Source organism: Kribbella sp. CA-247076 (assembly GCF_050942445.1).
Taxonomy (GTDB): domain Bacteria; phylum Actinomycetota; class Actinomycetes; order Propionibacteriales; family Kribbellaceae; genus Kribbella.
Window position 1 is genome coordinate 625,416 of sequence record NZ_CP192051.1, and the last position, 14,016, is coordinate 639,431.

7 protein-coding genes are annotated in these 14,016 nt (G+C 69.7%); 5 read left to right on the forward strand and 2 right to left on the reverse strand.

The annotated features are described in order from the left end of the window. Window positions 1–4: 4 nt before the first annotated feature. Window positions 5–3,667, reverse strand: coding sequence for an NPCBM/NEW2 domain-containing protein (locus ACQPYZ_RS03060; RefSeq protein WP_433164977.1), 3,663 nt, complete (start codon window positions 3,665–3,667; stop codon window positions 5–7). A gap of 158 nt (window positions 3,668–3,825) precedes the next feature. Here ACQPYZ_RS03060 and ACQPYZ_RS03065 point away from each other — a divergent pair, with 158 nt between their 5' ends. The 4 genes from ACQPYZ_RS03065 (at window position 3,826) to ACQPYZ_RS03080 (ending at window position 11,410) form a co-directional block, all read left to right on the forward strand. Further along, complete coding sequence (locus ACQPYZ_RS03065; RefSeq protein ID WP_433164979.1) at window positions 3,826–5,151, forward strand: alpha/beta hydrolase family protein; 1,326 nt, start codon at window positions 3,826–3,828, stop codon at window positions 5,149–5,151. Window positions 5,152–5,442: 291 nt separating this feature from the next. Further along, a complete protein-coding gene (gene topA / locus ACQPYZ_RS03070; RefSeq protein ID WP_433169615.1) occupies window positions 5,443–8,094 on the forward strand; it encodes a type I DNA topoisomerase in 2,652 nt (883 codons plus the stop codon). Between the two features lie 13 nt (window positions 8,095–8,107). Continuing rightward, complete coding sequence (locus ACQPYZ_RS03075; protein WP_433164981.1) at window positions 8,108–8,536, forward strand: Fur family transcriptional regulator; 429 nt, start codon at window positions 8,108–8,110, stop codon at window positions 8,534–8,536. A gap of 72 nt (window positions 8,537–8,608) precedes the next feature. Then, the gene (locus ACQPYZ_RS03080) at window positions 8,609–11,410 is read left to right on the forward strand and encodes a glycoside hydrolase family 2 TIM barrel-domain containing protein (protein WP_433164982.1); all 2,802 of its coding nucleotides are present in this window, start codon (window positions 8,609–8,611) and stop codon (window positions 11,408–11,410) included. 3 nt (window positions 11,411–11,413) lie between these two features. On the opposite strand, the gene ACQPYZ_RS03085 is transcribed toward ACQPYZ_RS03080, so the two are convergent. Beyond that, a complete protein-coding gene (locus ACQPYZ_RS03085; protein WP_433164983.1) occupies window positions 11,414–12,838 on the reverse strand; it encodes a PLP-dependent aminotransferase family protein in 1,425 nt (474 codons plus the stop codon). A 63-nt stretch (window positions 12,839–12,901) separates the two neighbouring features. Here ACQPYZ_RS03085 and ACQPYZ_RS03090 point away from each other — a divergent pair, with 63 nt between their 5' ends. Further along, the gene (locus ACQPYZ_RS03090) at window positions 12,902–14,014 is read left to right on the forward strand and encodes a pyridoxal phosphate-dependent aminotransferase (RefSeq protein WP_433164985.1); all 1,113 of its coding nucleotides are present in this window, start codon (window positions 12,902–12,904) and stop codon (window positions 14,012–14,014) included. Window positions 14,015–14,016: the final 2 nt, after the last annotated feature.

The following is a 14,016-nucleotide window of genomic DNA, read 5'->3' on the forward strand; positions in this document are numbered from 1 at the left end:
GCAATTATGGGTTGCAGGTCACCTTTGCTTCCGCCCAGTCGCCGTGGTCGCTGGTGATGCCGTCTCCGCCGTCGGTGACCTGGAGGATCAGAGTTTGGCCGCCGGAGACGTCGACCGAGACGTTTGCGGTCGGGGACGTGCCGGTGAGGAGGTCGGAGGTGTATTTCGCGACGCCGTCGACGAGGACCTTGAAGCTGACCTTGCCGCGATCTTCCATCTCGTCGTCCACCCCGACCTTGGCGGTGAAGGTGGTGCAGTTCCCGCCGATCCGGACGCTGACCGTCGACGGGGCGTGCGTCCCGAGGCCCTTCGCGTACTGCACGCCGTCGAGGGTGATCGGGTTGCCGTCGGTCGCGCCGTCCTCGCCGTTGCTGCGGTCGCGTTCGACCGGTCCCCAGCCGTTCGTCGAGTCGAGGAACTCCAGGTCGCTGACCCAGTTCTCCCCGGTAGGCGCCGGAGGCAACGGCTTGTCCGCGATGGTGGCCGCGAAGAAGCCGAGTCCACCGCCGGGCAGCTTGATCGCCTTGACCGTCTTGCCAGGATCCAGCGGTACGGCGGTGTAGAAGACCCGGTAGTCCGTCGTCGTGTTGCTCAACCCGGCCTGCGTGTAGCGGCCCTTGACCGACACCGCGAGCTTCGCGCCACCAGTCGTCGGGTCCTGGCAGCACCAGTTCGGCAGCTGGAACGTGCCCTGGGATTCCGTGCCGTCGGTGTAGATGATCGTGACCGCTCCGCGGGCGTTCAGGCTGGCGCCGGCGCCCAGCAGGGCGAGGTGCGAACCAGTACCGGACACCAGGATCGGAGCCGATTGGTTCTTCACCAGGTTCGGCGTCCCCGGCGCCCCGGACGGCCAGGTGAACTGCGCGTCCTGCACGGTCACCGTCGCGCCGGGCGTGTACCCGGCCGCGGCCAGCGCTTCACCGTTGAAGCTGTTGCCCGATCCGTCGAAGTTGCCCTGCGCGTACGTCGACGCGTCGCTGATCCCGACCACGTTGGCGGCCTGCGACAACGAGGCGTACGGCAACTGCGCGGTCGCCGCCGCACCGACGCTGTAACTCTTGCCGTCAGCAACATAACTGGCCTTCAGTCGCAGCGTGAACGACGCAGGCTTGACGTCGGCTCCAGGCGTCACCTGCAGCTTGGTAGTCACCGTCTTGCCGCGGTCGACCCGTGGGAACACCGTCTGCCCGGTGACGGACCAGCCGGAAGGAACCTGCAGGTCGAGCTTCACGTTCCGCATCGTCGTCCGGCTGTCGTTCCGGAAGGTCGCGGTCACCTCGGTGGCCTGACCAGGAGCGTTCCACAGCGACGGTGTGCTCAGCTCCGCGGTGCCGAAGGTGTTCGCGACGTCCGGTCCGCCGACCGACGAGGTGCCGATCAGGTGTACGACGGCCGAGCGTGCGGTCGAGATCGGCGGAGTCTTCACCCGGACCACGCCGTTGTCGTAACTCCAATCGCTGACCTTCCGGCCGTCCAGGAGGACGATCAGCGGCTTGGAGCCGGTGTGCACGGTCAACTCGTACGGTCGCGCGGCGGGCTTCCCGGCGTACGAGCCGAGGCTGGCGCCGATCTTCACGGTCACGTTCCCGCGGCCCTGCGTCGGGGCGTCGACCGAGAAGAGCTGCTGGGCGGACTTCTGCGACCGGGTGACCCGGTCGTCCTCGTACAGGCTGAACGACGACTTGCCCTGCGGGTAGATGTCGAGGGTGAGCGGGTCGCCGAACGCCTGCTCGGCCGCCCGGTTGATGCCTTCCTTCCACATCGGTACGACGGCGCCGGCCTTCACGAACAGCGGCAACGTGTCCAGTGGGGCGTGGTAGCCGTTGACCGTGGTCGGGCCCTGGTAGACGCGACCGGTCCAGTAGTCGACCCAGTTGCCCTTGGGCAGGTAGATGCCGGTCTTGACCTCGTCGGCACCCCACATCGGCGCGACCAGGAACTCCTTGCCCGCCAGGAACTCGTACTTGGTCGTGTCATCCCAAGTGCGAGGGTCGTCCGGGTACTCCAGCACCAGCGACCGGTTCAGCGGTGCGCCGGTCCGGTGCGCCTCGGCGGCGTACGTGTAGAAGTACGGCAGCAGGCGCTCGCGGAGCTTGAGGTACTTGCGGTTGATCGACGTGTACGGGTCGCCGTACGCCCACGGCTGCTTGAAGGCCGGAGTGGCCCAGCCGGACATCGTCATGAAGGCCGGGTTGAACACCTTCCACTGCATGTCCCGCACGTAGCTGGTGGGTGAGCCGCCGAAGATGCCGTCGACGTCACCGGCGCTGTAGGCGATGCCGGAGTTGCCGGAGCCGTGGATCGCCGGGATCTGCCAGCGGATCGCGTCCAGCGAGCCGCTGTGGTCACCGGTCCACTGGACCGCACAGCGCTGCGCGCCGGCCCAGCCCTCCACCATCCAGGCGTACCCGCGGGCGTTGCTGTGCTGCTCGATCCCGTCGTGCGCGGTGTCGCAGGCGCTGAGCGCGTGCCGGTAGCCCGGGCCGACCCAGGCGACGTCCAGCTTGCGGACGCGGACGCCGGCCTCGCCGACCTCGGCCGGCTGGCGGTCGAGCGAGGACTGCGTCCACAGGCCCATCTCGATGTTGCGGCTGCGGAGTTCGTCACCGGTCTGCTTGAGCGGCGGGATCTCGCGCTTGCCCCACCAGGTGCCCTCGACCTGCTCGAACTCGGTGTCGTCGGAGTAGCCGCAGCCGTAGTCGTCGTTGACCAGCATCCAGCCGCCGGGCATGTCCTCGTCCTCGAACCGCTGCGCGATCTTCACCGCGTCCAGCGTGGTGACCTTGTCCGGGTGCACCTTCCAGTCGTTGCTGGGATCGGGGTCCTTCGCGTAGTGACCGCGGTTGTAGCAGTCGGAGTCGCCGTACTCGAGGCCGTAGATCGGTGGCATGAACGGCCGGCCGGTCAGCTCGGTGTAGCGGTCCAGCGAGGTCTTCAGGTCGCCGATGAAGTAGTACGCGTCGAACCGCTGCTCGTCGTGCGTGGTGGCGACGGGCTCGGTGAAGTTGTAGCTGCCCGGGCTGAAGGTGTTCCGCAGTACGCCGTACCCGGCCGTGCTCATGTAGTACGGCGACGCGTTCGGGTTGCCGCCGTCCTCCCAGTTGAAGTCGCGGGAGATCTTGATGGTCTGGTCCCGGTGCGAGAACCGGCCGTTCTGCATGCCGCCGCCGAAGAACTGCTCACTCGGCCCGCGCCCCAGCGACTGGGTGGTCGAGGCGTCGTTCCACGAGAGCGGCGCCCGCTCGGCCCAGACCAGCCGACCGCTCCGGTACACGCTGAACGTCAGCGGCTTCTTCTGCGCGCGGACCTCGATCTTGCCGGTCGTGAGCGAGTAGTGGCTGCCGCGATCCCGCCAGGACGTGCGCGGGGTGCCGTAGTCGGTCTTGACGACGATGTTCGACGCGGGCGCGTCCGGGTCGGTCGGCGGGGTGTTCGCGGGATCGGTGAAGTTCCCGTCCGGCGCCAGCCACAGCCGGAACACGTCGTCCTTGAGGAAGGCCACCCGCACCTTCGCCGGACCGGCGCTGAAGGTGTACGTCGCCTTGTCGGCGGAGAACCCGGTGGCGTCACCCAGCGTGGCGTCGGCGGAGGTTTGCGCCTGCGCCTGAGCGCTGACGGCGACCAGCGCACCGGCCATCAAGGCCAGCGCGGTCACTGAACGTTTCATGCGGACAAAGATGCTCACGAGTGCCTCACTTCACGCATCAATGAACAAGAGTGCGCTCATTGAAGCGCACGGACGACGCGTTGTCATCAGCTCGGCCGTCATGAAGTTGAGACGCCGCCGCCATGCCGGGGTGAACCCGGGCCGTGACCATGTTTCGCATGGCGAACAGTCGACCGACCGCGGGGCGCACCCTCAGCCGGCGCCGGATCCTGGCCGGCAGCCTCGGGCTGGGGGTCGCGCTGACGACCCCGGCCGTGGCCCGGGCAGTCCCGTTCGACCCGCATGGGGTCGGCACGCGGGACGACCCGAACTTCCATCCGGTGACGTTCCGGCTGCCCGCACCGACCGGCCGGAAGTCGCTCGGCACGACGGCGCTGCACCTGGTCGACCGGTCCCGCCCGGACCCGAGGATGCCCAGCGGCCACCGGGAACTGATGATCAGCCTCTGGTACCCCGCCTCGATGACCCGTGAGGCGCCGTTCGCGAAGTACATGCCGGCGCGGACCGCGGCCGAGGTCGACGAAGCCTGGACCGGCGAGTACGGGCTGGCGCTGCCGACCGGTTCGTTCGACTTCGCCGGCACCGAGACGCACTCGCGGGTGGACGCGGCGATGCAGCCGATCCCGCATCCCGTCGTACTGTTCTCTCCCGGGTACCAGTACAGCCGGTTCGTGAACACCGCCCAGGTCGAGGACCTGGCCAGCCGCGGGTACGTCGTCGTCACCCTGGACCACACCCACGAGACGCCGACCGAGTTCCCGGGCGGCCGGTTCCTCCCCGGCGTACCGGCCGACCAGCTGCCCGATCCGGTGTTCACCCGGCAGGCGGTCGAGACCCGGACGGCCGACGCACGGTTCGTGCTGGACCAGCTCGAGCGGATCGTCGCCGGCCGGAACCCGGACGCGGACGGCAAGACCCTGCCCGCCGGACTCGGCGGCGGGCTCGACCTGCAGCGGGTCGGCATGTTCGGCTTCGGCCTCGGCGGGTACGCCGCCGCGAACACGCTGCTCGTGGACCGGCGGTTCGCGGCCGGCCTCACCCTCGACGGCACCCTGCAGGACGACCCGGTCAACGGCCCGCTCGGCGAGGTCGCCCGGAAGGGACTCGACCAGCCGTTCCTGCTCTTCGGCTCCGACACCAGCCAGCGCACCGACGAGGGCAAGGAGTACTACGACAGGTCGTGGGCCGGGTTCTGGGACGCGCAGCGCGGGTGGAAGCTGAACCTCGAGCTGGCCGGGGCGAAGCAGAAGGCGTTCACCGACTACCAGTTCGTCTTCGACCAGTTGTTCCGCGCGATCTACGGTGACGACGAGATCATCACCTCGGTGATGACCGCGCTGGTCGGCTCGGTCGACCCGGGCCGCAGCGTGCTCGCGCAGCGGCAGTACCTCGGTGCCTTCTTCGACCAGAACCTGCGCGGTCGCCCGGAGCTGCTGCTCCGCGGCGAGTCGGCGAAATTCCCGGAGGTCCGCTTCGCCCGCTGACGCTCGATCCACGCCCCGCCGAGCCCCGATGTGAAACCCTGTGACGTGTGAGTGTGCCGGGACCGGTTACCGTGCGTTGAGAAATGCGTTGCCGTCGGCCGTACCCTGTCCTCGGACGGGTGGCGACCGGGTGAGCGGTGCGTGCTCGGGGAACAGACGTCCGCCGGCGGGCGTTGTCGGCAGGACGAGAGTGCTAGGGCAAGGAGCGCGGTGGCAGGGGCAACAGGGACGAAGACAGCAGCAGCGGCAGCACGCCGCCTGGTGATCGTCGAGTCGCCGAAGAAGGCGCGGATGATCGCCGGTTTCCTGGGGTCCGGGTACGTGGTGGAGTCCAGCTTCGGTCACATCCGTGACCTGCCGAAGGGCGCCGACGAGATCCCGGCGAAGTACAAGGGCCTGCCCTGGGCCCGGCTCGGCGTGAACATCGAGGACCACTTCGACCCGCTGTACGTCGTCCCGGCCGACAAGAAGGCCCAGATCCGCAAGCTGAAGGACCTGCTCAAGGAAGCCGACGAGCTCTACCTGGCCACCGATGAGGACCGCGAGGGCGAGGCGATCGCCTGGCACCTGCTGGACGAGCTGAAGCCGAAGGTCCCGGTCCGCCGGATGGTGTTCCACGAGATCACCCCGAAGGCGATCCAGGACGCGGTCGGCAGCGCCCGGGACATCAACGAGTCCCTGGTCGACGCCCAGGAGGCCCGCCGGATCCTCGACCGGCTGTACGGCTACGAGGTCTCGCCGGTGCTGTGGAAGAAGGTCATGCCGAAGCTGTCGGCGGGCCGGGTGCAGTCGGTCGCGATCCGGATGGTGGTCGACCGCGAGCGCGAGCGGATCGCCTTCCGCAGCGCGTCGTACTGGGACCTGGACGCCACGCTCGACGCCGGCGAGGGCCGGTCGCCGCGGCAGTTCCCCTCCCGGCTCGTCTCGGTGGACAGCCGGCGGGTGGCCCAGGGCCGCGACTTCGCCGCGACCGGCGAGCTGAAGAATCAGAGCACGGTCCACCTGGACGAGCAGACCGCGACCGCGCTGGCCGCGGCGCTGCGGGACTCGCAGTTCACCGTCCGGTCGATCGAGTCGAAGCCGTACACGCGCAAGCCGTACGCGCCGTTCCGGACGACGACCCTGCAGCAGGAGGCCGGCCGCAAGCTCGGCATGTCCGCCTCGCAGACGATGCAGATCGCCCAGCGGCTCTACGAGAACGGCAACATCACCTATATGCGTACGGACAGCGTGACGCTGTCCGACACCGCGATCACCGCCGCCCGGGCCCAGGTCCGCGAGCTGTACGGTGCGTCGTACCTGCCGGACAAGCCGCGGGTCTACACCTCCAAGGTGAAGAACGCGCAGGAGGCGCACGAGGCGATCCGGCCGGCCGGCGAGGTCTTCCAGACCCCGGCGCAGACCGGTTTGAGCGGTGCCGAGTACCGGCTCTACGAGCTGATCTGGATGCGCACGATCGCGTCCCAGATGAAGGACGCCGAGGGCCGCAGCGTCTCGATCAAGATCGACGCGCCGGCGTCCACCGGCGAGCTGTGCGAGTTCACCTCGTCCGGCCGGGTGATCACCTTCCACGGCTTCCTCAAGGCGTACGTCGAGGGCGCGGACGACCCGTCCGCCGGGACGGACGACCAGGAGACCCGGCTGCCCGACGTGTCCGAGGGCGACGTCCTGCCCGCGGTCGAGGTGCTGGCGTCCGGTCACGAGACCAAGCCGCCGGCCCGCTACACCGAGGCGACGCTGATCCGGGAGCTGGAAGAGCGCGAGATCGGCCGGCCGTCGACGTACGCGTCCATCATCGGCACGATCCAGGCCCGCGGGTACGTCTACAAGAAGGGCACCGCGCTGGTGCCGGCCTGGCTGGCGTTCGCCGTGGTCCGGCTGCTGGAGGAGCACTTCACCCGGCTGGTCGACTACGCGTTCACCGCGACCATGGAAGACGTGCTCGACGAGGTCGCGGCCGGGGATCTGCAGCGCGAGGGCGTGCTGTCCCGGTTCTACTTCGGCGACGACGACCTCGAGGGCCTGCACTCGATGGTGAACGACCTGGGCGACATCGACGCCCGGGAGATGTCCACCTTCCCGGTCGGCGGGGACGACAGCGGCATCGTGGTCCGGGTCGGCCGCTACGGACCGTACGTCGAGGACAAGGACGAGCGGCGCGCCAACGTGCCCGAGGACCTGCCGCCGGACGAGCTGACGGTCGACCGCGCGCAGGAGCTGCTCAGCCAGCCGTCGGGCGTCGAGCACGAGCTCGGTACGGCGCCGGACACCGGCCTGCCCGTGGTCGCGAAAGCGGGCCGGTTCGGGCCGTACGTGACCGAGGTGCTGCCCGAGGACGCGCCGAAGAGCGCCAAGCCGCGGACCGGCTCGCTGCTGAAGTCGATGACGCTGGACAGCGTCACCCTCGACGACGCGATGAAGCTGCTGTCGCTGCCGCGGGTGGTCGGCAAGGACCCGGAGAGCGGTGACGAGATCACCGCGCAGAACGGCCGCTACGGGCCCTACCTGAAGAAGGGGACCGACTCGCGGTCGCTGGCGTCCGAGGAGCAGATGTTCGACATCACCCTCGACGAGGCGCTGAAGATCTACTCCGAGCCGAAGCAGCGCGGCCGGCGGGCCGCGGCGCCGCCGCTGAAGGAGCTGGGCGAGGACCCGGAGTCCGGCAAGCCGGTGGTGGTGAAGGAGGGCCGGTTCGGTCCGTACGTGACCGACGGCGAGACCAACGCCACCCTGCGCAAGGACGACTCGGTCGAGACCATCTCGCTGCTGCGCGCGGCCGAGCTGCTCGCGGACAAGCGCGCCCGCGGTCCGGTGAAGAAGTCGGCCAAGAAGTCCGCGGCCAAGAAGACCACCACGAAGAAGTCGGCGGCGAAGAAGTCCACGACCAAGAAGGCTGCCGCGAAGAAGACCACGGCCAAGAAGTCGGCGGCGAAGAAGTCCTGAGAGGGGGCCGGACGTGACCAGTGCGGTCGAGGTCACCGCGCAGCGGCTGCGGGACCGGGGCGAGCGGGTCACGCCGGCCCGGCTCGCGGTGGTCGAGGTGCTCGCGGGCACCGAGGAGCACCTGAGTGCGGAGCAGATCGGCGAGCGGGCCGAGCAGCTCCGCCCGGGCATCCACCGTGCCACCGTCTACCGGGCCCTGGACGCGCTCGGTGAGTTCGGCCTGGTCACACACGTCCACCTCGGCCGCGCCGGGACGACGTACCACCTGGCCGGTGACCTGGCTCCCCGGCACCTGCACCTGCGCTGCTCGGACTGCGGGACGGTGTACGACGCCCCGGGCGACATCCTGGAGGCCGCCCGGCGCAAGGTCCAGCGAGAGCTCGGCTTCCAGTTGGCCCCCGAGCAGGTCGCCCTGCTCGGCGTGTGCAAGCAGTGCCGGTGACCTGATCCGGTCATCGGCCTGTCCATATCTGTTGATCGGTGTGGATTCGTGAACAACTTGGGCTTAGGCTCGATGCCTGTGACCCAAGACCACAGCTATGTCGAGGACTTTGCTCCCGGCGCCAACGTGCTTCCCCCGCGTGCCTGGCTGGACGACGACTCGGCCAAGCTCCCGCTGACCGGCGACTGGAGCTTCCGGCTGTCCCCGAGCGTGGCCGACGCCCCCGACGACCTGAAGGACCCGGACACCTCCGGGTGGGACACCATCGCGGTCCCGGGTCACTGGCAGCTGTCCGGGTACGGCGCCCCGGCGTACACGAACGTCGTCTACCCGTTCCCGCTCGAGCCGCCGTACGTGCCGACCGACAACCCGACCGGTGACTACGTCCGGACCGTGACGGTCCCGGCGGACTGGTCCGGTGCCCGGGTCGTCCTGCGGTTCGAGGGCGTGGACTCGCGGTTCGCGGTGCACGTGAACGGCGAGTTGGCCGGCTGGTCGTCCGGCTCACGGCTGCCGTCGGAGTTCGACGTCACCGAGCTGGTTGTTCCCGGCAAGGAGGCCCGGATCGCCGTCCGGGTGCACCAGTGGTCGGCCGGCAGCTACGTCGAGGACCAGGACATGTGGTGGCTGTCCGGGATCTTCCGCGAGGTCAACCTGCTCGCACTGCGTCCGGGCGCGCCCACGGACGTCTTCGTCAAGGCGGCGTACGACCACGTCGACGGCGCCGGCACGCTGATCGTCGAGTCCGACGTCCCCGGCACGGTGAGCGTGCCCGAGCTCGGCCTGGAGCTCGCCACCGGCGAGCACACCCGGATCGAGAGTGTGCAGCCATGGAGCGCCGAGGCGCCGCGGCTGTACGACGGCGTGCTGCGCACCGAGGTCGGTGAGGTCCGGTTGCGGATCGGCTTCCGGACGGTCGCGATCGCCGACGGCGTGCTCAGGGTCAACGGGAACCGCGTGCTGTTCAACGGGGTCAACCGGCACGAGTTCCACCCCGACCGCGGTCGCGCGCTGACCGAGCAGGACATGCTGGACGACGTACTGCTGATGAAGCGGGCCGGGATCAACGCGGTCCGCACCAGCCATTACCCGCCGCACCCGCACTTCCTGTCGCTGTGCGACGAGTACGGCCTGTACGTGATCGACGAGTGCGACCTGGAGACCCACGGCTTCGGGTACGAGCCGCAGCCGCCGAAGCTGCCGAACCCGGTGATGGACGAGCGGTTCCGCGACGACCTGGTGGCGCGGATGGCCCGCACCGTCCACCGCGACAAGAACCACCCCTCGATCATCATCTGGTCGCTCGGCAACGAGTGCGGGATGGGCGAGAACCTCAAGGCGATGTACGACCTGGCCAAGGAGCTCGACCCGTCCCGGCCGGTGCACTACGAGCGCGACACCGAGGCCGAGTTCGTCGACATTTACTCGCGGATGTACACCGACCCGGCCGGCTGCGCGGAGATCGGCGCGGACTCCTCGCTGTACCGGAACCTGCCGTTCATCCTCTGCGAGTACGGCCACGCGATGGGCAACGGGCCGGGCGGACTGCTCGACTACCGCGAGGTCTTCGAGAAGTACCCGCGCTGCCAGGGCGGGTTCATCTGGGAGTGGATCGACCACGGTCTGCGCACCACGATCGACGGCCGCGAGGTCTACGCGTACGGCGGTGACTTCGGCGAGACCATCCACGACGGCAACTTCGTCTGCGACGGGCTGCTGTTCCCCGACCGGACGCCGTCGCCGGGGATGCTCGAGTACGTCAAGGTGATCGAGCCGCTGCGCATCGTTGCCGATGGCAATGGTGTTGCGATCACCAACCGGTACGAGGTGCTGGACACGAGCCACCTGACCTTCAAGTACGTCGTCGAGGTCGAGGGCACGCAGGTCGACGCCGGCGAGCTGTCGGTTCCGGCGATCGCGCCCGGCGAGACGGTCACCGTCGAGCTGCCGTCCGCGGACGCGTCGCGGCCGGAGACCTGGCTGACGGTCACCGCCGCCCTCGCCGACGCCACCTCGTGGGCCGAGGCCGGCCACCGCATTGCTTGGGGCCAGATCCGGCTCGACGAGCCAGCTCCCCGAGCCGAGGTCAGCGCAGCGGCCGACGGTGGTTCCGCGGGCAGCTCGGTGGATGTGGCGGCTGGGGTTGGGGGGATTGGCTTCGGCGTGGTGAAGGACGCTCGGCTGGAGGTGTGGCGGGCGCCGATCGACAACGATGCGATTCCTGGGGTTGCGGCTGCGTGGCGTGAGAAGGGGTTGCACCGGGTGCAGCACCGGATCGTGTCGCAGGGCGAGCGGGACGGTGCCTGGGAGGTGGTCACGCGTACGGCGCCGCCGCAGCAGCAGTGGGGTCTGGTCAGCACGTGGCGCTGGACCGCTGTCGACGGCGGTGTGCTCCTCGACCTGAACGTCGTACCGGAAGGCCAGTTCCCCGAGGTGCTGCCGCGGCTCGGGATCACCTTCGAGCTGCCCAAGGTCGGGCGGGTCGAGTGGTTCGGCACCGGCCCGAACGAGGCGTACGTCGACACCCGCGAGGCCGCCGCGGTCGGCAAGTACTCGGCCACGGTCGCCGAGCTGCAGACGCCGTACGTGCGCCCGCAGGAGAACGGCCACCGCATCGACACCCGCTGGGTCACCCTCGACGGCCTGCGGATCGATGCCGTCGGCACCCTCTTCGGCCTCACCGTCCGCGACTGGACCACCCAGGCCCTGGAAACCGCCAAGCACACCGCGGACCTGACCCCGGGCGACACCACCTACGTCACCCTCGACCTAGCCCAGACCGGCGTAGGCACAGCCGCCTGCGGCCCAGCCCTCCCAGACCGAGACAAACTAAAAACCGCCCCCGCCACCCTGTCGCTGAAGTTCTCCAGCTGACCCTCAGATCGCGATGGCCGGCCGAGGTGGTACTCGGTCGGCCGGTGGGTGGTAGGCCGTCCAGGCGGTGGTGAGGCGGTGGGTGGCTTCGGTGAGGTCGGTGGGGTGGGCGCGGAAGTGCAGGCGGACGTAGGGGTCGCTGTTGCCGGTGACGTCGAGGCCTGAGCCGGGGAGAATGGCGATGCCGTGGCGCATCGCGGTCTGGGCGAAGGAGTTGCCGTCGCCGTGCGGGAGTTTCACCCAGAGCGTCTGGCCGCCCTGGATGGTCGGGACGTGCCAGGTCGGGAGGTGCTCGGCCAGCAGGTTCCGGAGGTGGTCGTGGCGCACCTGGAGCTCGGCGGCCAGATCCAGGTCGTCCAGCTCGGCCACGAGGTGGGCGGCGGCCAGTTGGGCGGGGACGTTGCCGCCGAGGTCGTGGACGGCGCGCAGGCGGGCCAGCCGGTTGGTGAGCGGCGCGGGCGACCGGATCCAGCCGATCCGCAGCCCGCCCCAGACGCTCTTGCTCAACGAGCCGAGCGAGATCACGGCCTCATTGAACGCCGCCATCGGCACCGGTCGCGTCGTCCCCGGGAAGCCCAGGTCCGCCGGCACCTCGTCCTCGACCAGCGGTACGTCGGCCGCCGCCGCGGCCCGCGCCAACCGCTCTCGCAGCAGCACCGGCAGCACCGACCCGGTCGGGTTCTGGTATGTCGGGACCACATACGCCAGCGCCGGACGCCGCTCACGAACAGCGGCCTCGAAACCGTCCAGACCGACCGGCAGCCCCCGCGGTACGGCGGCCTCCTCCCGGAACGCCTCCAACGCCCCCGGGTAGGTCGGCGCCTCGACCAGCACCTGGTCGCCGGGCGAGATCAGCGCGTGCGCCAGCAGCGAGAGCGCCTGCTGACCGCCGTTCGTCACCAGGATCTGGTCCGGTGTCGTGGGTACGCCGTGGCCGGCGTACCGGTTCGCGATCGCCTCCCGCAGCGCCGGGTGACCGTACGGGTAGTACCCGATGTCGCCGCGGATCTCGCTCAGCGCCGGCAGGATCCGCGCGTACGCCTCGGCCAACTGTGGCGGGGGATCGCCCGGAGCCGCACAGATGGCCAGCAGTACGTCGCCGTCCCGCGCCTCCAGCGAGTCGAGGAAGATCGGGTCGACCGGAGCGTCCTCGACAACGCCCGCCGACGAGGTGCCGGCGACCCGCGTCCCGCTGCCCTGGCGGCGGACGATCCGGCCTTCCGACCGCAGCAACTCGTACGCCGCGACCACCGTCGTCCGGCCGACCGCCAGAGCGCCCGCGAGCGCGCGATCCGGTGGCAGGAGCGCGCCCGGCGGCAGTTCGCCGTCGTCGATCAGCCGGCGCATCCGGGCCGCGAGCAGCACGTACAGGGGCCCGCGGCCGGATGACCAGCGACCTAGGCGCTCACTCAGCTCGATTGGTCTCATTCGCGAACCAATTCTGCCGCATTGGCTCTGGGGTGACCAGTCCCCGGCGCGGACGATGACCGTATGGCCACCTTTCCTCACAACGAGATCCTGTCGCTGACCGCCGTACAACCCACCCATGAGCTGGGCGAGAGCTACGGCCCCGACCTGCGGCTCGCGGACCTGCTGACCCCGGAGCTGGCCGACCTCGAGCTCGGCTACGGCTCCGCGTCCGGCGACTTGCGGCTGCGGACCGCGATCGCCGACCGGCACGGCGTACGCCCGGACCAGGTCGTCGTCACAGTCGGCGGGATGCACGCGATCTTCCTGCTCGCCTATCTGGTCGCGGACAACGGCGGCCAGGTCGTCACGACCGCTCCGCTGTTCCCGCTGGCCCGCAACTGCTACGACACCGTCGGCGCCGACGTCCGCGTGATCCCGGTGTCGTTCGACGACGGCTACCGGCTGACGGTCGACGACGTCCGCGCCCAGCTCACGCCGGAGACCGGGCTGGTCAGCCTCGCGACCCCGCAGAACCCTTCTGGCGTGGCGATTCCGGCCGCCACGCTTCGGCAGATCGCCGACGTGATGAGCGACGTCTGCCCGGAGGCGTACCTGATGGTCGACGAGACGTACCGGACCGCGGCGTACGGCGACGACCCGATCGCGGACACCGCCGTACACCTGGGCCCGAAGGTCGTCTCGGTCGCCTCGCTGTCGAAGTGCCACGGCGCCGCCGGACTGCGGATCGGCTGGTTGATCAGCACCGACGAGGACCTGGTCGACCGGATGGTCACGGCCAAGTTCAACACCGTCGTCACCTCCGCTCCGGTCACCGAGGCGCTCGCCGTCCGTGTCTTCGAGCAGGAGGACGAGATCCTCGGCGTACGGCGCCGGTGGCTGGCGGACGCGCTGGCGTCGACAGAGGAGTGGGTCCGGGCGAACGGCGAGCTGGTCGAGTGGGTCCGCCCGGACGCCGGAGCCTTGTGCTGTGTGCGGTTGAAGCCTGAGGTGCCGCTCGACCGGTTCAAGGCGGCGGCCGTCGAGCTGAGCGTGCGGATGGCGGACGGCGACTGGTTCGGGGACGAGTCGCGGGTCTTCCGGCTCGGGTTCGGGTTCCTGTCGCCGGCCGAGCTGAAGGCCGCCCTGGAGGCCCTGACGGCAGCACTCGACAAAGCTGTCCACGCCTCCGACTAGTC

Coding starts and splice junctions, on each gene's coding strand:
- ACQPYZ_RS03060 (WP_433164977.1), bottom strand. CDS start 3,667: ATGAAACGTTCAGTGACCGCGCTGGCCTTGATGGCCGGTGCGCTGGTC.
- ACQPYZ_RS03080 (WP_433164982.1), top strand. CDS start 8,609: ATGCCTGTGACCCAAGACCACAGCTATGTCGAGGACTTTGCTCCCGGC.
- topA (WP_433169615.1), top strand. CDS start 5,443: ATGATCGCCGGTTTCCTGGGGTCCGGGTACGTGGTGGAGTCCAGCTTC.
- ACQPYZ_RS03065 (WP_433164979.1), top strand. CDS start 3,826: ATGGCGAACAGTCGACCGACCGCGGGGCGCACCCTCAGCCGGCGCCGG.
- ACQPYZ_RS03090 (WP_433164985.1), top strand. CDS start 12,902: ATGGCCACCTTTCCTCACAACGAGATCCTGTCGCTGACCGCCGTACAA.
- ACQPYZ_RS03085 (WP_433164983.1), bottom strand. CDS start 12,838: ATGAGACCAATCGAGCTGAGTGAGCGCCTAGGTCGCTGGTCATCCGGC.